Here is a 22,045-nt window from a genome sequence, read left to right on the forward strand (position 1 = left end):
CTGGTATAATACTCAAAGCCGGGCGAAATGCGCCCGGCGGTCCATACATTAAAAGAGGTGCACAATGACAGATTTCAAACAGTGGGAAGGCTTTGAAGGCCGCATTTGGAAAGAGGAAGTCAACACCCGTGACTTCATCCAGAAGAACTACACCCCCTACGACGGCGACGAGAGCTTCCTCGCTGGTCCTACCGACGCTACCAACAAGCTGTGGGGCGCGCTGCAGAAGCTGCAGAAAGCCGAGCGCGCCAAGGGCGGCGTGCTGGACATGGAGACCGAGGTCGTCTCCGGCCTGACCGCCTACGGCCCCGGCTACATCGACCCCGAGCTGAAGGACCTCGAGAAGGTCGTCGGCCTGCAGACCGATAAGCCCCTGAAGCGCGCCTTCATGCCCTACGGCGGCATCAAGATGGCGGAGCAGGCCTGCACCACCTACGGCTACCAGCCCAGCGAGAAGCTGCACGAGATTTTCACCAAGTACACCCGCACCCATAATCAGGCCGTGTTCGATGCCTACACCCCCGAGATGAAGAAGGCCCGCCACAGCCACATCGTCACCGGCCTGCCCGACACCTATGGCCGCGGCCGTATCGTCGGCGACTACCGCCGCGTGGCGCTGTACGGCATCGACTACCTCATCAAGGCCAAGCAGAACGACTTTGCCAACTGCGGCGACGGCACGATGACCGAGGAGGTCGTCCGCCAGCGCGAGGAAATCTCTATGCAGATCTCCGCCCTGAAGGGCATGAAGGAGATGGCTGCTGCCTACGGCTTCGACATCTCCCAGCCCGCCGCCAACGCAAAAGAGGCCGTCCAGTGGCTGTACTTCGGCTATCTGGCCGCCATCAAGACCCAGAACGGCGCTGCCATGTCCGTTGGCCGTGTGTCCACCTTCCTGGACATCTACATCCAGCGCGATCTGGACAACGGCACCCTGACCGAGAGCGAGGCCCAGGAGCTGATCGACCACATGGTCATGAAGTTCCGTATGGTCAAGTTCGCCCGCATCCCCAGCTACAACCAGCTGTTCAGCGGCGACCCCGTCTGGGCGACCCTCGAGGTCGGCGGCATCGGCATGGATGGCCGCTCCATGGTCACCAAGAACGACTTCCGCTTCCTGCATACGCTCGAGAACATGGGCCCCGCCCCCGAGCCGAACATGACGGTGCTGTATTCCAGCGCCCTGCCCAAGACCTTCAAGGACTATGCGTCTAAAATCTCCATCGACACGTCCAGCGTCCAGTACGAGAACGACGACGTCATGAAGCCTGTCTGGGGCGATGACTACTCCATCTGCTGCTGCGTTTCCGCCACCCAGACCGGCAAGGAGATGCAGTTCTTCGGCGCACGTGCGAACCTCGCCAAGTGCCTGCTCTACGCCATCAACGGCGGCGTCGATGAGAAGCTCGGCGAGCAGGTCGGCCCCGCTTACGCCCCCATCACCGCCGAGTACCTCGACTACGGCGAGGTCACGGCCAAGTACGACGTCATGATGGACTGGCTGGCCGGGCTGTATGTCAACATCCTGAACCTCATCCAGTATATGCACGACAAGTACTACTATGAGGCTGCCGAGATGGCCCTGATCGACACCGATGTCCGCCGCACCTTCGCTACCGGTATTGCCGGCTTCAGCCATGTGGTCGACTCCCTGTCCGCCATCAAGTACGCCAAGGTCAAGTGCATCCGCAACGAGCAGGGCCTCGTCACCGATTACGAGATCGAGGGCGACTTCCCGAAGTACGGCAACGATGATGACCGCGCCGATGACATCGCCGTCGAGCTGCTGCGCAGCTTCCTGGAGAAGATCAAGCGCCGCCACACCTACCGCAACTCCGAGGCCACCACCTCGATCCTGACCATCACCTCCAACGTCGTCTACGGCAAGGCCACCGGCGCTATGCCCGATGGCCGCAAGGCGTACACCCCGTTTGCCCCCGGCGGCAACCCGAGCTACGGCGCCGAGACCCACGGCCTGCTGGCGTCCCTGAACTCCGTTGCCAAGCTGCCCTACCACTGGGCACTGGACGGCATCTCCAACACCCAGACCATCAACCCCGATGCCCTGGGCCACAGCGAGGACGAGCGCGTCACCAACCTGGTGCAGGTCATGGACGGCTACTTTGACCAGGGTGCCCACCACCTGAACGTCAACGTCTTTGGCGTGGAAAAGCTGCTGGACGCCATGGAGCACCCCGAGAAGGAGGAGTACGCCAACTTCACCATCCGTGTCTCCGGCTACGCGGTCAAGTTCATCGACCTGACCAAGGAGCAGCAGCTCGACGTTATCGCACGTACCTGCCACAAGGTCCTGTAATTTTGTAAGCAGAATAGGGCCCGCAGCCGCGGCTGCGGGCCTTTTTGTGGTATACTGTGTTATACCACCCGGTAGGGGCCGGGCATGCCCGGCCCGCAGGTTTACGCAAGCTACCCGTTCACGTTTTACAGCACCCCTTTTCAAATTGCATTGCAGGGAGGGGTCTTGACCCCTCCGCGGTGGCCAGAGGGCTGGCCGCCCTACAAGCGCCCGCAAAAGAAATGCGTAGGGGAGGGATTTATCCCTCCCGGGACGTGTGCGGCAGCCACGGGGCGTCGAGGACGCCGCCCCCTACCAATTCATTTTCCCAATAAACGGAGGCAAACTTATGTCCGAAACTCTAGGCTACATCCATTCTGTTGAAACCTTCGGCCTGGTCGACGGGCCGGGCGTGCGGTATATCATCTTTTTGCAGGGCTGCGCCATGCGCTGCCAATACTGCCATAACCCCGAGACCTGGGCGTTTACGAAGGACACCGCCAGCACCCCGCAGGAGGCATTTACTGCCGCCTACCGCTACCGCAACTACTGGCGCGGCAACGGCGGGCTGACCATCAGCGGCGGCGAACCGCTTTTGCAGCTGGACTTTGTCAGCGAGGTGTTCCGTCTGGCCCGCGCCAAAAAGGTGCAGACCGCGCTGGACACCAGCGCCCAGCCCTTTGCGCCCGACAACGCCGAATGGATGGCCCGCTTTGACCGTCTGCTGGAAAACACCGACCTCGTCATTTTGGATTTAAAGGAAATTGACGACGAGAAACACAAAAAACTGACCGGCCACAGCAACAAAAACATTCTGGCCATGGCACAGTATGTGGCGGCCAGGGGCGTGGACCTCTGGGTCCGCCATGTGCTGGTCCCCGGCCTGACCGATGACGCCGACGGCCTGCGGCAGCTGGATGCCTTTATTAAAACGCTGCCCACCGTGCGCCGCGTAGAAATTCTGCCCTACCACACGCTGGGACTGTTCAAGTGGCAGAACCTTGGTATCCCGTACCCGCTGGACGGCGTGCGCGTACCCACGGCGGAGGAGGTCGAAACCGCGGAGCAGCTTTTGCATGTGCGCGATTATCCCGATGCACCCAAGGGCAGCACCGCAAAGTAATTTCTACAAAAATGCTGGGAATTATTTTGGGGAAATGCTTGACATCCCTGCTGCAATATGGTAAAGTATATGCGTGGTTAGCGTCTACTAACCATAACCAACCTCGAACCGTCAACCGGCTGTTTGCCTCTCCGGTGCGGTTCCTGCCAATAACAGGCTGCGCCTCCGTTTTGGCGTTTTGCTCTGCGCCTTTTTAGCGGTCTGCTTATTGCGTTTTGCCCCCATCGTTCTCTGCTCCGGACGGTGGGGGATTTTTTTGTGCTTCGCGCAAAAAAATCGCGGCATCACGGTCACGGGAAACCGAGGCCGCCCCTTTTGCGGTTTGTATGTAGGGCGGGGTGCCCTCACCCCGCCGCGGGGCGTCGGGGACGCCGCCCCCTACAGCGGCGAACCGCGAACTTTCCCGTTATGGCAGACGCCCGCAAAAAGGTCATCCCTCCCGGGACTATTGCAACCCTGTAGGGGCCGGGCATGCCCGGCCCGCGGCCTGACGAAAGCGCCCGTCTGCGGGAACCACCCCGGGCGGATATAGAATCCGCCCCTACGGGAAATCGCTGCCGCCCCTTTTGCGGTTTGTATGTGGGGCGGCGAACCGCGAACTTTCCCGCTATGGCAGACGTCCGCGGCGGCCTGTGGGCAGGCCGCCCTACGCATCGCCCGCAAAAAGGTCATCCCTCCCGGGACTATTGCAACCCTGTAGGGGCCGGGCATGCCCGGCCCGCGGCCTGACGAAAGCGCCCGTCTGCGGGAACCACCCCGGGCGGATATAGAATCCGCCCCTACGGGAAATCGCTGCCGCCCCTTTTGCGGTTTGTATGTGGGGCGGCGAACCGCGGGCGTATATCCCGCAAACCCATCTTTCAACAACAACCGCCGCCCGCCGTGGAAAACTTCCCCGGCGGGCGGCGGTTTATTGCGCGTAAATAGAATTTATTTGCTGATCCTGTCGATTGCGGCCAACTCGTCGGGCGTGAACGTCGTGTGCTCCACGGCCTTGATGTTGTCCAGAATCTGCTGCGTTTTGGAGGCACCGATCAGAACCGTTGTGACCTCGTCGTGGTGCAGCAGCCAGGCAAGGGCCATCTCGGCCAGGGTCTGACCGCGCTGCCGGGCAAGGTCGTTCAGGGCGCTGATCTGCGCAAGGCGCTCCGGCGTGATGTCCTTCTCCTTCAAGAACCGCCCGTCGGTGTGGACGCGGCTGTCGGCGGGGATGCCGTGCAGATAGCGGTCCGTCAAAAGCCCCTGCGCCAGCGGGCTGAAGGTGATGATGCCCTTGTGCAGCTTCGCGGCGGTATCCTTTAACCCGTTGTGCTCAATCGTGCGGTCAAAGATCGAATACCGGTTCTGGTTGATGACGAACGGTACATGCAGCTCGTCCAGAATGGCCGCGGCCTTTTCCAGCGTCGGGCCGTCGTAGTTGGACAGACCGGCGTACAGCGCCTTGCCGCTGCGCACGGCCTGCGCCAGTGCGCCCATCGTCTCCTCCAGCGGGGTGTTGGGGTCCATGCGGTGGTGGTAGAAAATGTCCACATAGTCCAGCCCCATGCGCTGCAGGCTCCGGTCCAGGCTGGCCAGCAGATACTTGCGGCTGCCCCAGTCGCCGTAGGGGCCGTCCCACATCAGGTAACCGGCCTTGGTGGAGATGATCAGCTCGTCGCGGTAGACGCCGAGGTCGTCCCGCAGAATTTTACCAAAATTCCGCTCGGCTGCGCCCGGCTCGGGGCCGTAGTTGTTGGCAAGGTCAAAGTGGGTGATGCCGTGGTCAAACGCCGTGCGGCAGAGCGCGCGCATATTCTCATACGGGGCGGTGTCACCGAAATTATGCCACAGCCCCAGCGAGACTGCGGGCAGCATAAGGCCGCTGGCCCCGCAGCGGCGGTAGGGGATGACCTGATAGCGGTTTTGTGCGGCTTGGTACATGGGGAAAGCCTCCTTTGCTTTTCTTTCATTATAATATCCGCGGCGGGTGCAGACAATGTGAAAGCTGCACAAAAAGCAGCATCAAAATTCGACACTTGACATAAATCCGATTTCGGACTATACTGGAATCCGAAATCGGATTTTAAAGAGGAAAGAGAATGGAAGAAAAGGAATCTCAGGCCCGCGCCCTGCTGGACAAAACGAACCGCCAGTTCAATGAGTGCAACGCCCTGTACCACGCGGCGGCGCAGCGGTGCGGCCTGTCGGACGCAGCGTTCTGGACGCTGTATGCGCTGGTGACGTCGTGCGAGCCGCTGACCCAGAACCGCATTGCGGCGGACTGGGGCATCCCCAAGCAGACGCTGAACTCCGCCGTGGCGGCCATGGTCAAAAAGGGCCTGCTGGCGCTTTGCCCGGGAAAAGGAGCCCACAGCGGAAAGATCGTGACCCTGACCGCCGAGGGCCGTGCGCTGGCCGAGCGCACCGTCGTGCCGGTCATCGCCGCCGAGGAAAAGGCCATCCGCGCCTTTGGCCTTGCAAGTGCCGAGGAAATGCACCGTCTGGCGCAGCGGCATCTGGAATGCCTGCAGCGGGAGTTTGAAACGATAAGCGCCTTCCCCTGAGGGGGAAGGTGGCCGAGGCCCCGCCCGAGGCCGGATGAGGGTGAACCTGCCGGAATTTCCCGCTAAAGGGATATAACGGCAAACTTTGCCCTCATCAGTCGCCTTCGGCGACAGCTTCAGTCTCCGCGCTAAGAGCCGCCTCCGGCGGTTGCGCTTCGACACGCGCCTGCGGGCGCAGCCCCGCGGGGGAAGCCTTTGAAAACGCGCAAAAACAGGAGCATTTATGTCAAAATCAAACCAGATCCAACTGTCCGACCACTTTACCACGGGGCGGCTGCTGAAATTCACGGCGTCGCCCATTATCATGATGATCTTCACGTCGATCTACACGATTGTGGACGGCTTTTTTGTCTCGAACTGCGCGGGCAAAACGGCGTTCACGGCGCTGAACCTCATTTACCCCTATATCCAGATGCTGGGCTGCCTCGGCTTTATGATCGGCACGGGCGGCAGTGCGCTGGTCGCCATGACGCTGGGCATGGGCGATGAGAAGCGCGCAAACCAGCTGTTCAGTATGTTGGCCGTTGCGACTGTGGGCATCGGCGCGATTTTCAGCGTCATCGGCCTGGCACTGCTGCGGCCCGTGGCGCTGCTGCTGGGCGCAACGCCCGAGCTGCTGCCCAGCTGTCTGCTGTATGGCCGCATTTTGCTGACATTCCAAACGGCGTTCATGCTGCAATACCTGTTCCAGAGCTTCTTTATTGCCGCGGAAAAACCCAAGCTGGGCCTGTTCTTCACGGTGGCGGCGGGCGTGACCAACATGGTGCTGGACTTCGTGCTCGTCGGCGTGGCGGGTCTTGGGCTGGCCGGTGCGGCGTCGGCAACGGTCATCAGCCAGATGGTCGGCGGTGTGGCGCCCATTTTCTACTTTGCTAAGCGCCGTCCCGGCTGCCGCCTGTATTTCACAAAGCCGCTGTTCAGCCTGCGGGAGCTGTTCAAAGCCTGCACCAACGGCATCAGCGAGCTGATGACGAATATCTCGATGTCGCTGGTCGGTGCGCTGTACAATATGCAGCTGCTCAAGCTGTTCGGCGCGGACGGCGTTGCGGCCTACGGCGTGCTTATGTATGTGGGCTTTGTGTTCGCGGCGGTGTTCATCGGCTATTCTCAGGGCACAGCGCCCATTGTCAGCTACCACTTTGGCGCGGACAATAAGGACGAACTGAAAAACCTGCTGCGCAAAAGTGCGGGCATCATTGCGGTGGCCGGTGTGGCGATGCTGACTTCCAGTGAGCTGCTGGCCGAGTCGCTGGCCAAAATCTTCGTCGGCTACGATGCGGGGCTGCTGGCGCTGACGACCCACGGCATGAAGCTGTACTGCATCAGTTTTATCCTGTCAGGCTTCAACATCTTCGGCTCGGCGTTCTTCACGGCGCTGAACAACGGCACAGTGTCGGCGGCTATCTCCTTCCTGCGCACGCTGCTGTTCCAGGTCGTGTCCATCCTGACCCTGCCGCTTATCATCGGCGTGGACGGCATCTGGCTTGCGGTAGTTGCCGCCGAGGCCATGGCGCTGGTATGCACCGGAGGGTTTGTTGTGAGGGGGAGAAAGAGGTATGGGTATCTGTAAAAAGATAAGGCGTGCGATGTGCAAATAATAAATAAAAAATAATAAATAATAAAGAAGGTGGAGTTTGCGCCCGAGGGCGCAAACAAAACGGGGTGTCGGGGACGCCGCCCCCTACAGCAACGGAAAGCGGGAATGCTTGCCTTTTAAAATGTGCCGCCGCGGGCGGCACACCACCTTTATTATTTCTTATTTATTATTTTTTATTTAAACAAAAAGCGGCTGTCCGGTTGGGCAGTCGCTTTTTTGCTGTTATTCCTCCTCTTCCTCCTCCAAAATCTCCTGCGCGACCTCGCCGCGGCTCATGCGGGTGTCCATGGCGCGCTTTTCGATCAGGCGGTGGGCGTCGGTCTCGGTGTAGCCTTTTTTCTCAATCAAATAGCACTTTGCGCGGTCCACCAGCCGCAGCTGGGCGATTTTGTCCAGCAGCTTTGCGTTCTCGGTCCGCAGCACGGCCAGGCGCTTGTAGCTGCTGGCCGCGATCTGCACGGCCTGCCGGAACTGTGCGCCGGTGAACGGCTTGGCCAGCACAAGCACGCCGAAATCCTGCAGCTTATCCGCGATCTGCTCCGCGGTGCCGGTCTTGGCCAGAAGGATGACGCCTGCGTCGGTCTTTTCCACGGCGTCGGTGCCCAGCTCGTGGCCGAACTCATCGGGCAGGGGCGTGTTGATGATGACGACCTCAAAGTCGTTGGTATCCATGCGGCGGCGCGCTTCGCCGCCGCTGGCGACAATCGTGGGGCGGGTATAGCCCAGCTCTCCGATATGCCGCGCCAGATATTCATTGGCGTTATTCCCCGCTGAAACGATCAGGGCTTTTGCCATAGGCTGCCCTCCCTTCCTGATAATTTACGATGAAGCTTTCGGACAGGCCGTAGGGCGGGGTGCCCCCACCCCGCCGTGGGCGTGTGCCGCACGGAAAAGTTTTCTCTCCGGGCACACGGGCACGGCGGCCTGAGGGCAGGCCGCCCTACGTACTCCCGTAAAATCAAATGATCAGGAAGCTGTGCGCTCTTTCCCAGCTCTCGGTGTCGGGGGCACCCTCGGCGTCGTGGCAGAGCTGGGTCTGGTACTCAAAGTACTTGTTCATCAGGGCAACGGGCAGCTCACGGCTGATAAACTCGCTCTGCCCGGCCACGGTGATGGCCTCACGCAGGGTGCGGGGCAGGCTGTCCAGACCCGCCGCGGCGCTGGGATGGAACAGATTGCGGTTCACGGCCTCGGGCAGGGGCAGGCTGTGCTCAATGCCGTCGAGACCGGCGGCCAGGATCAGGCCGATGACCAGATACGGGTTGCCCGCGGGGTCGGGCCCGCGCAGCTCAACGCGGCAGAACTCGCCGTGGGCGCTGGGCAGACGCACGAGCTGGCTGCGGTTCTGGCGGCTCCAGCTCACGTACAGCGGGGCCTCGTTTGCGCCCAGCCGCGCGTAGGAGTTGGGCACAGGGTTGCAGAACGCCGTCAGCTCCCGCGCGTGGGCCAGGATGCCCGCCACAAAATGTCCGGCCTCGCTGTCGGGCGTAAAGGCGCCGTCAAACAGGTTCTTGCCGTCCCGCAGCAGCGAGACATTGACATGCAGACCGCTGCCCGGCTGGTTGGCCAAAGGCTTGGGCATGAAGCTGGCAAACAGACCGTTGCGGGCCGCAATGGCCTTGACGGTGCTCTTGAAGGTGTTCAGATTGTCGGCGGATTTCAGCGCCGTCGTGTAGCGGAAGCAGACCTCGTTCTGGCCGTGGCCGCTCTCGTGGTGGCTGTGCTCGGGGTGCAGGCCCATTTCCTCAATGGCAAAGCAGATCTCCCGGCGGATGTTCTCGCCTTTGTCCAGCGGCGGGATGTCAAAATAGCCGCCTATGTCCAGCGGAATGCGGGTCGGGCTGCCGTGCTCGTCGGTCTCGAACAGGTAGAACTCGCACTCGCAGCCGACGTTGCAGACAAGGCCCATGGCGCGGGCACGCTTGGTGACGGATTGCAGGTAGCCGCGGCAGTTGCCCTCAAACGGCTTGCCGTTGGGCAGGGTGATGTCGCAGTACATGCGGATGACGCGGCCCTCGGTGGGGCGCCACGGCAGCACGGTGGCGGTGTCCGGGTCCGGCCAGAGCACAAGGTCGCTCTCCTCGACGTTCATGAACCCGGCGATGGACGACCCGTCGAAGCTGACACCCTCGGCAAAGGCGCGGGGCAGCTCACTGGCAAAAAGCGAAACGTTTTTCTGGTTGCCGAAAATATCGCAGAATGTCAATTTTGCGAACTTAACATCGTTGTCCTCAACAAAATTGAGAATGTCCTGTGCGGTGCGTTTCATAGGAACCTCCTGTAAAAGCCTTCCCCTGCGGGGGAAGGTGGCGCGAAGCGACGGATGAGGGGCGAGTGTGCCGCGGCAGACCGTGAACGGGTCGTATGGCAAGGCTGCCCCTCATCAGCCGCCTGCGGGCGGCAGCTTCAGTCTCCGCGCTAAGAGCCACCTCCGGCGGTTGCGCTTCGACACGCGCCTGCGGGCGCAGCCCCAAGGGGGGAAGCCGCAGATACTCGAAAGGCCCACCTGTGCGGGCGGGCCTTTCGAGCTGGTGTAAGAAATAGGAAAAGGAGAATGGCGATTGTAAAAGGGTGTAACCTTACACCCGGCTGCGTCTTCACTGTGCGGGGCGGGGGCGCGGCCAGTAAGGAAAATGGCGTGGTGTGGGCGGGCTGTTGCTTGCGGGGAAACAACCCAACCCGTAGGGGCGCATTCTATATGCGCCCGTCAACCGGCAGCCTCTTGCGGGCGGATACGGGACCCGCCCCTACAAAAAGCGCGGGAGAAAATCACTCGGTATAGAACAGCATACGGCTGTAGCAGGGCAGGGGCCAGTAATCCTCATCGACGATGCTCTCGGCCTCGTCGGCGGCGGCACGCAGGGCATCCATCGCGGGGATGACCTCGTCGTGGAAGGCGTGTGCCTTGGCGGCCTCGTCGTCCATGGCGCTGACCTTGTCGGTAGCGGCCTGCAGGGCGTCGGTGGCGTCGGACATCTCGTCGGTGTACTTGCTCAGGGCGGTCAGGACCTTCGTCTCGGCCTTGGTGGAGATGCCCTCCACAGCGGCGGTCTTGGCGGCGGCTGCGCCGGCGACCTCGCCCATGTAGGCGGTGGCGGCGGGGATCAGCTGCTTGTTGGCGATCTTGAGCATCGTGCGGGCCTCGATGTTGAGGATCTTGGAGTAGTGCTCCATCTCGACCTCGTAGCGGCTCAGCATCTCGGTCTTGGTCAGGACGCCGAACTCCTCCATCAGGGCAATGTTCTTCTCGTCCTTCAGCGCGATCATCGCGTCGGGGGTGCACTTGCGGTTCGGCAGGCCGCGGCGCTCGGCCTCGACCTCCCATGCCTCGCTGTAGCCGTTGCCGTTGAAGATCACGCGGCGGTGCTCGTTCAGCGTCTTTTTGACCCAGGCGGCAGCCGCGCACTCAAAGTCGGCGGCACCGGCGGTCTCGGCCACGAACTCCTTCAGGCTCTTGGCGACGGCGGCGTTCAGGATCGTGTTCGCGTCGGACAGGTTCTCGGCGGAGCCGGGCATACGGAACTCAAACTTGTTGCCGGTGAAGGCGAACGGAGAGGTACGGTTGCGGTCCGTGGTGTCCTTGCTGAACTTGGGCAGGACATCAACGCCCAGGTCCATCTTCATCTTGACGGGGCCGGCATAGGGGGAATCGGTGCAGATGGCATCAATAACGGCCTCCAGCTCCTCACCGACGAAGATGGAAATGATGGCCGGGGGTGCCTCGTTGGCGCCCAGACGGTGATCGTTGCCCGGGGTGGCGACGGAGGTGCGCAGCAGGTCGGCGTAATCGTCAACGGCCTCGATGACTGCGGACAGGAACACCATGAACTGCAGGTTTTCCATCGGGGTGTCGCCGGGGTCCAGCAGGTTCTCGTGCTTGGTGCCGAGGGACCAGTTGTTGTGCTTGCCGCTGCCGTTGACGCCCTCGAACGGCTTCTCATGCTGCAGGCAGACCAGACCGTGCTTGTCGGCGATCTTCCTCATCATCTCCATCGTCAGCAGGTTGTGGTCGATGGCGACGTTGGTGGTGTCGTAGATGGGGGCCAGCTCATGCTGGCAGGGGGCGACCTCGTTGTGCTTGGTCTTGGCGGGAATGCCCAGCTTCCACAGCTCCTCGTCCAGCTCCTTCATAAAGCCGGAGACGATGGGGCGGATCGTGCCGAAGTAGTGCTCCTCCAGCTCCTGGCCCTTGGACGGGGCAGAGCCGAACAGCGTGCGGCCGCACAGCACCAGGTCCAGGCGCTTCTGGTAGTCCTCCTTCTTAATCAGGAAGTACTCCTGCTCGGGGCCGACGGTGGTCACGACGCGGTCCACGTCCTTGCCGAACAGCTTCAGCACCTTGCAGGCCTGGTCGGAGATGGCCTGCATCGAGCGCAGCAGCGGGGTCTTTTTGTCCAGTGCCTCGCCGGTGTAGGAGCAGAACGCAGTGGGGATGCACAGCGTATCGTCCTTCACGAAAGCGTAGCTGGTGGGGTCCCAGGCGGTGTAGCCGCGGGCCTCGGCGGTGGCGCGCAGGCCGCCGGAGGGGAAGGAGGAGGCGTCCGGCTCACCTTTGATGAGTTCCTTGCCGGAAAACTCCATGATGGCGGTGCCGTCCGGCTGGGGGCTGACAAAGCCGTCATGCTTCTCACTGGTGATGCCGGTCAGAGGCTGGAACCAGTGGGTGTAGTGGGTGGCGCCCTGCTCAATGGCCCAGCGCTTCATGACGCTGGCCACGACGTTGGCGACCTCAAGGTCCAGCGGCTGGCCCTTCTCAATCGTCGCCTTGAGGCTCTTGTAGGTCGAGCTGGGCAGACGCTCGCGCATCTCATGCTCGTTGAAGACTTTGCTGCCGTAAAGTTCCATAACGGTTGCTGCCATACTTCTTACTCCTTTATTTCCTCTATTTACAGAAAAAGGACGCTGCGAAAACACATTCGCAGCGCCCTTGCTGTTATGCCTCTATTATACGGGGTAAGCGGACAAAATGCAACTGGCAATCTGACGAAAGAAACAACGATTTTTTGGTTGAAATACGGCAATACTGTGAACTGTGCGCAAGAGACGGAATGTGGTATACTAAGGACAGGAAATGACCCCCCCTTGGCCCCCTCTGGGAGGGGGCTCCCGCCGCAGCGGGTGGGGGAGAGAACCTTGCGGTCATCCGAAATATTTCGGGCTGTGGCAAGGTTCTCTCCCTCCGGCCCTGCGGGGCCACCTCCCTCGCAGAGGGAGGCAAGGAGGATGGGAGGTATAATAAACTTATGGAAATCGAACGCAAATGGATGGTCACGGGCTGGCCGGAGGGGCTGACCCAGACCTCGGACTATCAGATGGATCAGGGCTACGTCAGCGTGCGCCCCACGGTGCGCATCCGGCGCGAGGCCCTGCAGGGCGGGCGCACGGCGCTGGTGCTCTGCTTTAAAGGGGCAGGCACCCTGAGCCGCGAGGAGATCGAGACCGAAATCGACGCCGAGCTGTTCGCAAAGCTCGAGCATTTAATAGGTAAGCCCCTTATCCGCAAGGAGCGCCGCGGCTATCGGCTGCCCGGCGGGCTGACGCTCGAGGTCAACTGCGTGGACCCCGACCTGCCCACGGCTTTCTGGTACGCCGAGGTCGAGTTTGAAACCGAAGCCCAGGCTCTTGCCTGGGACCCCGCCGCCGCGGGCCTTGCCGACTACCTGCACGACGAATGCACCGGCAAGCCCGGCAGCAGTATGGGGGAGTACTGGCTTCAGACGCGAAAATAAGGAAGCCTTCCCCCGTGGGGGAAACCAAAAATTTGTATTTGTAAAATCTCCGCCCCCACCTTTACAAACGCCCTTAAAACGACTACAATATTAGTATATTTACTACAACAGGAAAACCTGAAAAGGAGCAATGGAATGAAACGTGTTCTGCTTGTGATCGCAGCGCTGCTCTCCCTGACAGTGCTGCTGGCGGCCTGCAAAAAGAGCGGCGATACCATCTCGACCCCCACCGCGGAAAGCACACCCGCGACTGTGGAGGCGACCCCCGCTCCCACCGAGCTGCCCCCCTATGAGGCCAACGTCCTGACCGGTGAGCCGAAGGGTGCTGACTACCCCGAGGGCCAGCGCATCACCGCCGTGATGGTCAACAACATCGTGGCGGCCCGCCCCCAGCGCGGTCTGTCCAAGGCCGACATCCTGTTTGAGATCAAGGTCGAGGGCGGCATCACCCGTTTCATGCCTGTCTTTACCGATTATAAGACCGTCGGCGAGGTCGGCCCCGTCCGCTCGGGCCGCGACCAGTTCTTCCGCCTGATCCTGCCCTGGCAGGCGCTCTATATCCATGAGGGCCAGTCCGTCGTCATGCAGCAGTACGCCATCGACTACGACTACGGCAAGCTGAACAACAACGACGGTGCCAACGGCTACCGCGATTATGGCCGCGTCAACTGGGCCGGCAAGAGCTACAACGCCGGTTCTCTGGCGCTGGAGCACACGATGTACACCAACGCCGACAACATCGCAAACTATATCAGCAGCCAGAACGTGGATATGAACCGCACCTACAACTCCACCTTCTTTAACTTTGTGGATTACCGCCTGGGCACGACCCGCGACCTGTCCAACAGCCTGGACAGTGCCTACAGCGATAAGTATGGCCCTGTTGTCTCTGACGGCCAGTATGTCGAGATCGTCCACAGCCAGTCCTACAAGACCCGCTTCATCTACGACGAGAGCACCAACCAGTACAAGATGCAGCAGAACTACTCCGACGGCCAGTGGCGCGATACCGTGGACGAGGCCGCCGACAACAAGGTGCTGACCTTCCCCAACGTCATCGTCCTGTACACCGACATCCACACCTACCCCGGCCACGAGAAAACGGACCTGCAGTACGTTGAGTACGCATGGGGCGGCGTCGGCTACTACTGCTACGGCGGCAAGTGCGAGAAGATCTACTGGCAGAAGGGCACCCCGCTGGAGGCCCTGCGCCTGTACTACTTGAACGAGGACGGCACCTGCAGCGACACCCCGCTGGAGGTCAACATCGGCAAGAGCTATGTGGCCGTGACCGACGTAGACTTTGCCGAAAACTTTGTCCACAGCACGCTGGACGGCGTCAACCTGTCCACCGCCACGACCCAGACCTACGAGAAGAGCTATGTCGAGGACGACGCCAAGGCCGGTGAGACCCTCGGCTCCTCCACCGACGACCTGACCGCAGCCGCCACCGGCAGCGGCGAGGCTGAGACCACCGAGGCTCCCGCGCAGGAGACTGTGACCGAGGAGACCCCGGCGCAGGAGGAAACGCCCGCTGAGGAGGCCCCCGTCGAGGAGACTCCCGCGGAGACCACCGAGGCCCCGGCGGATGAGACCCCCGCGGAATAATTGAATCTGCCCGTACAACGTGGCTCGCCCGGCGGCGGGCCGCGTTGTTTGTTTACAGAGAGGTATTGTATATGAGGAAATTGCAGGCATGGGGCGGCGCTGCGGCGCTGCTGGCTGCCCTGCTGCTGGGCGGCTGCGCCCGGCAGGATACCGTGACCGCCACGCCGGAGCAGGCAGCGACCCCCACCCCGGAGGTCACTGCCGAGTCGACGCCCGAGCCCGCGGTGGGCCTGAGCACCAACCCGCTGACCGGGCTGGACGACGCCGACTACACCGGCAAGCGCCCCGTGGCCGTGATGCTGCGCACGCTGGACGGCGCACAGCCCCAGTGGGGCATTGCGTCCGCCGATGTGCTGATCGAGGGCGTGACCGAGGGCAACACCGCGGGTCTGATGGCGCTGTTTGCCGACGTGGACCGCATCAGCAAGGTGGGGCCGGTCGGCCCGGGCCGCGACCTGTTTTTGCAGGCCGCGCTGCCGCTGAATGCGATGCCGGTCTCGATTGACAAGAACGTCTACGCGGCAAACCTGCTCAACACGCTGGCGTATCAGGATCTGGACGGCTACCACGTCGGCAAGACGGCGTTTGCCTTTGACCAGGGCCGTCAGGACGCAGGCTACCGCGAGGAAAACTGCTGGTACACCACCGGTGAGCTGATCCGCAACGGTGCGGCCAGCTACGGCACGGCGCTGGAGGGCAGCAACACCCCGCTGTTCCGTTTTGGTGCGCGGGAGGAGGTTGCCCCCGAGAACCGCAGCGGCATGAGCCTGACCGTGACGTTCTCGAAATCCGACAGCGAGCAGCTGAACTACAACACCGGCACCGGCCTGTACGAGAAGCTGAACGCCGACGGAAGCCCGATGACCGACGCCGACAACGGTCAACAGGCGGCGTTCACCAACGTGTTTGTGCTGTATGCGTCCAGCGGCATCAAGGATGACGGCTACACCCGCCAGTACGACATGACCGGCGGCACCGGCCTCTACCTGCACGGCGGCGCGTGGGAGCAGATCTCCTGGAGCAAGGAGGACGCCACCGGACCGTTCAGCCTGACCGCCGCCGACGGCACGCCGCTGACCGTGGCCCCTGGCAAGAGCTTTATCGCGATCTGGGGCGGCTACTACGGCCAGGCCCTGCGCCTGACCGCCGCCGACGGCAGCGAGCAGACCCTGCCCGAAAAGCCCGCCCTGCTGGCAAGCGGCGTCACTGATGAAGCCGCTGCCGCCGCCGAGGCTGCGCTGTCGAACGCGCAGAAGCTCATTGATGCGCAGGCTGCCATTGACCAGGCCAACGCCAGCCTGGCCGAGGCACAGACTGAATTGCAGGACGCCCAGGCCGCCCTGGACGCCGACAGCGAGAACGCCGACCTGCTCGCCGCCCGCGATGCCGCGCAGGCAAAAATCGACGAGCTGAACCAGACCATCGCGGACAATCAGGCGTATCTGGATGCGAACGCTCCGCAGCCGGAGGCAACCGAAGCCCCGGCAGAATGATGAAGGTGAGCGGCAGCCGCAAACGGCCTGAGGGGCTTTGACGGGCCTTCCCATGGACGTCCGTATCCCCCACAGCCGCCCGCTGCAAAAATTACCGCCCTGTAGGGGCCGGGCATGCCCGGCCCGCGGCCTTCCCATAACCGCCCGTACACCATCCATAACCGGGCCGGACATGTCCGGCCCCTACCGCCCAATACACCAAAAGGCACCTGCTTTTCCACAAGTACTGTAGGGAGGGGTCTTGACCCCTCCGCCGGGCGTTGAGGACGCCGCCCGCTGCAAAAATTGCCGCCCTGTAGGGGCCGGGCATGCCCGGCCCCTACCGCCCAATAACCCAAAAGGCACCTGCTTTTCCACAAGTACTGTAGGGAGGGGTCTTGACCCCTCCGCCGGGCGTTGAGGGCGCCGCCCGCTGCAAAAATTGCCGCCCTGTAGGGGCCGGGCATGCCCGGCCCGCGGCCTTCCCATAACCACCCGTACACCATCCACAGCCGGGCCGGGCATGCCCGGCCCCTACCGCCCAATACACCAAAAGGCACCTGCTCAACCCCGAGCAGGTGCCTTTTTATATCCCATTATTTAGAATTTCTTCGGTTCCTTCTTTGCAAAGAAGGAACAAAACTTCCGTATCCCCCGTAAATTACTCCATCCCGTCCAGATACCCGTGGGGCACAACGTCATACGCCTCGGCCAGATGGTCCCGCATCCACATCTCGGCGTCCAGGCGCACACTGTAGCCCGCGCCCGGGTCGGTCATCCACTCCTCCGGCTTGCGGAAGGGCAAGGCGTGCTGGGACAGCATGTTCATGATAACGCCGCCGTGGGTCACGCAGGCGGCCTCCTCGGTGTGGGTGCGCAGCATGTACTCAAACATCTTCATCAGCATCGATGACGTGCGGTTGAAGAACATCTGCCGGTCCTCCGCGCCCGCGGGCACCGTGCGGCTCGTCGGGTCCATCCACTGGGCAAACTCCGGGTCCTTCACCAGCTCCTGCACGGCGCGGCCCTCAAACTTGCCAAAGGCCATCTCCCGCAGGTCGTCCAGCTCGATCTGCCGCACGCCGGGAAACAAAATCTCCGCCGTCTCGGTGGCGCGCTTCATCGGGCTGGTGAATACCAGCGGCACGACCGGATAGTCAAAATCCTTTTTCAACGTTTTCAGCTGGGCGCGGCCCTCGTCGCACAGGGGCAGGTCGCTGCCGCTGCCAATGTACAGCCCTTGCAGATTGCCCGCCGTCAGGCCGTGGCGGATCAGATGCAGTTTATAATATTTCACGTTATAATCTCGCTTTCCATAACATTGCTACTTAAGGCAACACCGCACAATTCCCGCCTTACGGCTTAAGCACCGCTCCGGCGGCTGCGGCACGGCATCTGCGTTGCCAAAATGCTCGCCAATACACAAAGTATTGCCTGCGCTTTTGGCTTAGCAGCTGCCGCACCTCGCTCGCCGTATCGGCACTTAGAATTATGCAGTATTGCCTTAACAGCATACCCTAAAATCGTGTCCTGCGCAACCGTAAATTATTACAATTTGGTTACAACGCGCATCCGCCGCGCCGCTTTGGCAAATTCTGCCCACAATATTTATAGCTGTACTCGCTGTATAATGACTAAATGTAGGTGCAGGATGTCGGTTCGGCGCAGTGACGGCATTTTCGGCACAAAATCTGTCAATTTTTTGGGTTTACAAAGCGTTTTCCACCCGCTATAATATACAGCGTGTAGAAAATATGCAAGGGGCACCACTGCGGCCCGGCACCGTGCCGGTCATGCGCCCCGGAACAGGATTGCGGACCATGGGGATCGAATTTAACCGGATCATTACGCTGCTGCGCAAGGAGCGCGGCATCACCCAGAAGCAGGCGGCGCAGGACCTTGGCATCAGCCAGGCCCAGCTCTCCCATTACGAGAAGGGCATCCGCGAATGCGGCCTTGCCTTTGTCGTGCAGGTGGCGGACTACTACGACGTCAGCTGCGACTACCTGCTGGGCCGCAGTGCCGAGCGCAGCGGCCAGACCATCACGGTGGAGGAGCTGCCCGAGGGCAATTCGGCCACCGGCGGCAGTGTCTACCGCGGCAGCGTCCTACCCACGATGTACAAAAAGCTCATCGAGAACTCCCTCGACATCCTCTACGACAAATTGCAGGAGAGCAGGGACAAGCAGCTTGTTGTCGGCGTCAGCAGCTACCTGATGCTGGCCGTGTACAAGATGTTCCGTCTGCTGTACGAGGCATCGCCCAAAAATGTCAGCGGCATGTTCCGCGTCGGCTCCGCCCGCTGGGACCGCAGCGCCGACGCCGCCATGAGCATGGCCGAGGGTGACCTGGCCGCCGCCCTGACCGGTGAGGACGGCACCCGCGACAGCCTTGAGCCTGCAACGCTCGCCCTGAGCACCGACCAGCTCGCCCGCGACTACCCCCGCCACGCCACCAGCCTTTTCAACCTCGTCAAAAATGCCGAGGAAGCCATGCGCGGACTGAAAAAGGCGGAGTAAAACCAAAAATAAGAGCCTGTGCAGTTCGCCTGCACAGGCTTTTTTGTATAAGCGGGGATATAACAGGGAGAGCGGGCCTTACTTGCCCAGTGCCTTGCGGCAGGCGGGGCAGACGTATTTGCCGTGGAGCAGCACGGCGTCGGGAGAAATGTCGCCGCAGAAAACGCAGCTGCCCTGCGCGTGGTACTTGCGCATAATGATGGAATCCCCATCGGTAAAAATCTCAAGCGGGGTATCCGGAGTAATGTCGTAGGTGGTGCGGAGTTCCTTGGGCAGGACCACGCGGCCCAGACTGTCGATACTGCGAACGATACCGGTAGAAATCATCTTTCTAACCTCCTGTAATACGTTTCGGCGTGTTGGGCCAAAAAACGGTGCCCAAGCCGACGGCTTCGAACCTTACGACCTTATTATACGGCTTATTGGAAGTGTTGTCAATATTTGGCAATCGAAAAAACAGGGCTTTTGCGTATATTTTTAGAAGGCTGCAAAATAAAAGCACAAAAAATCAGAAAAGGATGCGTTTTGTCACAACTTTGTCACAACACAATGGTATCGTTTAAAAAACGTAAGCGGAAAGGAGGGCGGCCATGGCAAGGACCGGCACACCCCCGCGGGAAAAAGCCCGGGTCTACCGCACCGGGCGGCTCGACAGGCTGTGCTCGCTGCTGTTTGCGGTGGCGGCGCTGATTTTGTGCGCAGGCATCGGCGCGGTGCTCTGGTACGAGTGGCAGGGCACCCGGCCCACCGCGGCAGAGCAGGCCGAGGCGGACGAGATCGAGCGGGCAGACGGCGGCGAGGAGGAGATCGTTGCCGTGACAGAGGAGGCGGCGGACGGCAAAATCGTTGTGGCCATCGACCCGGGACATGGCGGCGTCAACCCAAGCGTCGGCGGCGAGGACGCGGGCAGCCTCGGCAGCGGCCTGCGCGAGGCGGACGTCACGCTGAAAACCGCCACGCTCGTCTATGACAAGCTCGCGCGTGATGGCCGTTTTGCTCCGATGCTGACCGCCAACGGCACCGAGTACCTCAAGCCCAGCCGCCGCGCGGCCCGCGCCAAGGCAGCCGGTGCGCAGCTGCTGCTCTCCATTCACCTGAACTACGACGCCGACAGCTGCGTTTCCGGCTTTGAGTGCTGCCCGGCTACGCCGCAGCTGTCCACAAATGCCGACAGCCTGCGCTTTGCGCGGATGGTCGCGGAAAAATTCGGTGCAATGGGGATGGAGCTGCGCGGCATCGACGGCGTGCGCTACATCTATTTTGACGACAACGACAACCGTTACATACGCGAGTCCAACGACACGACCGTGCTCTCCGACCCGACGTTTACCGTAGTGCAGAAATGCGGCTGCCCGGCGGTGCTGGTGGAGGAGGGCTTCATCACAAACCCCGGCGACGTTGCCCTGGTCGCCACCGACGCAGCCTGCGAGGCGGCGGCACAGGCGTACTATGAATGTATCCTGACCTACTTTGACCTGACATAAAAAGCGCGGTGCACCCCGGCGGGCGCATCGCGCGTACTTATTATATAAGGATGCCGCTGCAATGGTCGATCTCATGCTGGATGATCTGGGCCGTCCAGCCGGTGAAATTCCTGACGTGGGTCTGCATCTGACGATCCTGCCACTGCACCTTAATGGTGCGGTGCCGCCTGGCTCGGCGCTGCCCCTGCAGCGACAGGCAGCCTTCCTCGGCCAGGTACAGCCCCTTGCGGTAGACGATGACCGGGTTGAACATCTCGCAGGGTGTGCCGTCGTTGTCAAACACGATGATCGCCTTGTTGACGCCGATCATATTGGCGGCCATGCCGACACAGCCGTCCTCGTGCGCCTTGAGTGTATCCAGCAGATCATCGGCGACAGCAATGTCGCCGGCATCGGCGGGCAGCGCCTTCTGCGCTAAAAAGACCGTGTCGGTCATCAGGGGACGAACCATAGGGAAAAACCTCCTGCCTATACTATATAAATAGTATAGCGCAGGGCAGGGCCGCCGGTCAATAGGGCAGCGGCCCCAGATACCCGCCTGCGGCGCGGCACTGGTGCAGCACCGCGCGGCAGGATTCGTCGGCGCGGCGTAAGTACTCCTTCTTGCGGGCCAGGTCGCGGCGCTGCTGCTCCTGCATCGCGCGGAAATGCGGGCAGGACTTGTGGCACCCCGGGCAATACGCATGGCAATTCTTCTGGCAAGGAAGCATAGGAAACGCTCCTTTCATGAAAATCAGGTATCGAATGGAAAACTGACACAAGATATAGTAGGAAAGAACCGTTCTTCTGCCTACAGTATACACCATCCATCCTGTCACATCAAGGGGAAACATGTAACGCTTGTGTAAAGATTGCGCGAGAGGGAGACTCGCCGGAAGTTGATGTCTGCCATCCCGCTTCTTTCCACCCCCCCGTAGGGGCCGGGCATGCCCGGCCCGCGCACTTTCCGCCGCCGCCCGTTACTGCTTTACACACCCCGTCTCACCCCTACATCGTAGGGAGGGGTCTTGACCCCTCCGCGGGGCGTCGAGGACGCCGCCCCCTACAGAGATGGCCCGAAACCATCCTACACCTATACACGCCCGCGGCGGCCTGAGGGCAGGCCGCCCTACAATCTTCCGTTCACCCCCCCGTAGGGGCCGGGCATGCCCGGCCCGCAACCTCCCCGCCGCCTGCCGTCAATCTTCCACCGCCCACCCATTCCCCCAAACCACCTGATCCCGCAACCCGCTTGCCGCCCACCACCCCCCATAATTTGTGCCCGCCAACCGCCGTCACCCCAATATACACCTTGCCCAAACTTCACCCTCAAACTTTGTCGAAAAAATCAAAAAACTTGAAAAAACCTGTTGACAAAGGTCATACTACTTGCTATAATAATCAAGCTGTCTCGCGAGCCCAGCCCGCGGCGGCAGCCGCTGGAGCCTTTACCTACAGCTTGTACGCCGTTTTTTGAAGAAAACTTCTTCAAAAAACTTTCAGAAAACCTCTTGACAAACGAGAGAATCTGATATATAATATACAAGCTGTCACGGAAACGCGACAGCGCAGCAGGACCTTGAAAATTGAACAAAACTGAAACTTGTGGAACCTTGATCGTGGGTTTGGAAACCCACGTTAATCAATTCCAAATTTACAAGTAATTCATACAGGACGCAAGCGATTGTGTCTGAG

The 22,045-nt window shown here is 61.2% G+C and carries 17 protein-coding genes; 9 read left to right on the plus strand and 8 right to left on the minus strand.

All coding sequences use genetic code 11. From position 1 onward, the window contains the following. Positions 1-64 precede the first annotated feature (64 nt). Positions 65-2,317: a formate C-acetyltransferase gene (pflB, locus tag B5D32_RS11380; protein ID WP_078785148.1), complete on the plus strand. Its 2,253-nt coding sequence runs from the start codon at positions 65-67 to the stop codon at positions 2,315-2,317. Positions 2,318-2,645: 328 nt separating this feature from the next. Further along, complete coding sequence (gene pflA / locus B5D32_RS11385; RefSeq protein WP_078785149.1) at positions 2,646-3,419, plus strand: pyruvate formate-lyase-activating protein; 774 nt, start codon at positions 2,646-2,648, stop codon at positions 3,417-3,419. 930 nt (positions 3,420-4,349) lie between these two features. On the opposite strand, the gene B5D32_RS11390 is transcribed toward pflA, so the two are convergent. Next, a complete protein-coding gene (locus B5D32_RS11390; protein ID WP_078785150.1) occupies positions 4,350-5,339 on the minus strand; it encodes an aldo/keto reductase in 990 nt (329 codons plus the stop codon). 158 nt (positions 5,340-5,497) lie between these two features. On the opposite strand from B5D32_RS11390, the gene B5D32_RS11395 reads away from it, so the two are divergent. Together B5D32_RS11395 and B5D32_RS11400 are read left to right on the plus strand one after the other, a co-directional pair. Next, the gene (locus tag B5D32_RS11395) at positions 5,498-5,962 is read left to right on the plus strand and encodes a MarR family winged helix-turn-helix transcriptional regulator (RefSeq protein ID WP_078785151.1); all 465 of its coding nucleotides are present in this window, start codon (positions 5,498-5,500) and stop codon (positions 5,960-5,962) included. Positions 5,963-6,185: 223 nt separating this feature from the next. Continuing rightward, positions 6,186-7,532 carry an MATE family efflux transporter gene (locus B5D32_RS11400; protein ID WP_078785152.1) on the plus strand — a complete coding sequence of 449 codons (1,347 nt, stop codon included), beginning with the start codon at positions 6,186-6,188 and terminating at the stop codon, positions 7,530-7,532. Between the two features lie 249 nt (positions 7,533-7,781). Here the strand turns inward: B5D32_RS11400 and B5D32_RS11405 are convergent, their stop codons facing one another. The 3 genes from B5D32_RS11405 to B5D32_RS11415 form a co-directional block, all read right to left on the minus strand. Continuing rightward, positions 7,782-8,354 carry an ANTAR domain-containing response regulator gene (locus B5D32_RS11405; RefSeq protein WP_078785153.1) on the minus strand — a complete coding sequence of 191 codons (573 nt, stop codon included), beginning with the start codon at positions 8,352-8,354 and terminating at the stop codon, positions 7,782-7,784. 163 nt (positions 8,355-8,517) lie between these two features. Beyond that, positions 8,518-9,828 carry a glutamine synthetase family protein gene (locus B5D32_RS11410; protein WP_078785154.1) on the minus strand — a complete coding sequence of 437 codons (1,311 nt, stop codon included), beginning with the start codon at positions 9,826-9,828 and terminating at the stop codon, positions 8,518-8,520. A gap of 500 nt (positions 9,829-10,328) precedes the next feature. Then, positions 10,329-12,419: a glutamine synthetase III family protein gene (locus B5D32_RS11415; RefSeq protein ID WP_078785155.1), complete on the minus strand. Its 2,091-nt coding sequence runs from the start codon at positions 12,417-12,419 to the stop codon at positions 10,329-10,331. A 383-nt stretch (positions 12,420-12,802) separates the two neighbouring features. Between B5D32_RS11415 and B5D32_RS11420 the strand changes: the two genes are divergently transcribed. From B5D32_RS11420 to B5D32_RS11430, 3 genes are all read left to right on the plus strand, one after another. Next, positions 12,803-13,288, plus strand: coding sequence for a CYTH domain-containing protein (locus B5D32_RS11420; RefSeq protein ID WP_078785156.1), 486 nt, complete (start codon positions 12,803-12,805; stop codon positions 13,286-13,288). A 135-nt stretch (positions 13,289-13,423) separates the two neighbouring features. Beyond that, a complete protein-coding gene (locus B5D32_RS11425; RefSeq protein WP_078785157.1) occupies positions 13,424-14,896 on the plus strand; it encodes a DUF3048 domain-containing protein in 1,473 nt (490 codons plus the stop codon). Between the two features lie 71 nt (positions 14,897-14,967). Continuing rightward, entirely contained in the window at positions 14,968-16,389 is a 1,422-nt protein-coding gene (locus tag B5D32_RS11430) for a DUF3048 domain-containing protein (protein WP_078785158.1), read from the plus strand. A 640-nt stretch (positions 16,390-17,029) separates the two neighbouring features. On the opposite strand, the gene B5D32_RS11435 is transcribed toward B5D32_RS11430, so the two are convergent. After that, a complete protein-coding gene (locus tag B5D32_RS11435; RefSeq protein ID WP_078785159.1) occupies positions 17,030-17,665 on the minus strand; it encodes a histidine phosphatase family protein in 636 nt (211 codons plus the stop codon). A 523-nt stretch (positions 17,666-18,188) separates the two neighbouring features. Here B5D32_RS11435 and B5D32_RS11440 point away from each other — a divergent pair. Further along, a complete protein-coding gene (locus tag B5D32_RS11440; protein WP_078785160.1) occupies positions 18,189-18,887 on the plus strand; it encodes a helix-turn-helix domain-containing protein in 699 nt (232 codons plus the stop codon). 78 nt (positions 18,888-18,965) lie between these two features. Here the strand turns inward: B5D32_RS11440 and B5D32_RS11445 are convergent, their stop codons facing one another. Further along, positions 18,966-19,214 carry an AbrB/MazE/SpoVT family DNA-binding domain-containing protein gene (locus tag B5D32_RS11445; RefSeq protein WP_078785161.1) on the minus strand — a complete coding sequence of 83 codons (249 nt, stop codon included), beginning with the start codon at positions 19,212-19,214 and terminating at the stop codon, positions 18,966-18,968. Between the two features lie 263 nt (positions 19,215-19,477). Here B5D32_RS11445 and B5D32_RS11450 point away from each other — a divergent pair, with 263 nt between their 5' ends. Further along, complete coding sequence (locus B5D32_RS11450) at positions 19,478-20,371, plus strand: N-acetylmuramoyl-L-alanine amidase family protein (RefSeq protein WP_078785162.1); 894 nt, start codon at positions 19,478-19,480, stop codon at positions 20,369-20,371. A 40-nt stretch (positions 20,372-20,411) separates the two neighbouring features. Here B5D32_RS11450 and B5D32_RS11455 read toward each other — a convergent pair whose 3' ends face one another. Together B5D32_RS11455 and B5D32_RS11460 are read right to left on the minus strand one after the other, a co-directional pair. After that, complete coding sequence (locus tag B5D32_RS11455) at positions 20,412-20,822, minus strand: peptide deformylase (RefSeq protein ID WP_078785163.1); 411 nt, start codon at positions 20,820-20,822, stop codon at positions 20,412-20,414. A 58-nt stretch (positions 20,823-20,880) separates the two neighbouring features. Then, positions 20,881-21,081: a hypothetical protein gene (locus B5D32_RS11460; RefSeq protein ID WP_078785164.1), complete on the minus strand. Its 201-nt coding sequence runs from the start codon at positions 21,079-21,081 to the stop codon at positions 20,881-20,883. Positions 21,082-22,045: the final 964 nt, after the last annotated feature.

The organism is Gemmiger formicilis (genome assembly GCF_900167555.1).
Lineage (GTDB): Bacteria > Bacillota > Clostridia > Oscillospirales > Ruminococcaceae > Gemmiger > Gemmiger formicilis.

Coding starts and splice junctions, on each gene's coding strand:
- pflB (WP_078785148.1), top strand. CDS start 65: ATGACAGATTTCAAACAGTGGGAAGGCTTTGAAGGCCGCATTTGGAAA.
- pflA (WP_078785149.1), top strand. CDS start 2,646: ATGTCCGAAACTCTAGGCTACATCCATTCTGTTGAAACCTTCGGCCTG.
- B5D32_RS11390 (WP_078785150.1), bottom strand. CDS start 5,339: ATGTACCAAGCCGCACAAAACCGCTATCAGGTCATCCCCTACCGCCGC.
- B5D32_RS11395 (WP_078785151.1), top strand. CDS start 5,498: ATGGAAGAAAAGGAATCTCAGGCCCGCGCCCTGCTGGACAAAACGAAC.
- B5D32_RS11400 (WP_078785152.1), top strand. CDS start 6,186: ATGTCAAAATCAAACCAGATCCAACTGTCCGACCACTTTACCACGGGG.
- B5D32_RS11405 (WP_078785153.1), bottom strand. CDS start 8,354: ATGGCAAAAGCCCTGATCGTTTCAGCGGGGAATAACGCCAATGAATAT.
- B5D32_RS11410 (WP_078785154.1), bottom strand. CDS start 9,828: ATGAAACGCACCGCACAGGACATTCTCAATTTTGTTGAGGACAACGAT.
- B5D32_RS11415 (WP_078785155.1), bottom strand. CDS start 12,419: ATGGCAGCAACCGTTATGGAACTTTACGGCAGCAAAGTCTTCAACGAG.
- B5D32_RS11420 (WP_078785156.1), top strand. CDS start 12,803: ATGGAAATCGAACGCAAATGGATGGTCACGGGCTGGCCGGAGGGGCTG.
- B5D32_RS11425 (WP_078785157.1), top strand. CDS start 13,424: ATGAAACGTGTTCTGCTTGTGATCGCAGCGCTGCTCTCCCTGACAGTG.
- B5D32_RS11430 (WP_078785158.1), top strand. CDS start 14,968: ATGAGGAAATTGCAGGCATGGGGCGGCGCTGCGGCGCTGCTGGCTGCC.
- B5D32_RS11440 (WP_078785160.1), top strand. CDS start 18,189: ATGGGGATCGAATTTAACCGGATCATTACGCTGCTGCGCAAGGAGCGC.
- B5D32_RS11445 (WP_078785161.1), bottom strand. CDS start 19,214: ATGATTTCTACCGGTATCGTTCGCAGTATCGACAGTCTGGGCCGCGTG.
- B5D32_RS11450 (WP_078785162.1), top strand. CDS start 19,478: ATGGCAAGGACCGGCACACCCCCGCGGGAAAAAGCCCGGGTCTACCGC.
- B5D32_RS11455 (WP_078785163.1), bottom strand. CDS start 20,822: ATGGTTCGTCCCCTGATGACCGACACGGTCTTTTTAGCGCAGAAGGCG.
- B5D32_RS11460 (WP_078785164.1), bottom strand. CDS start 21,081: ATGCTTCCTTGCCAGAAGAATTGCCATGCGTATTGCCCGGGGTGCCAC.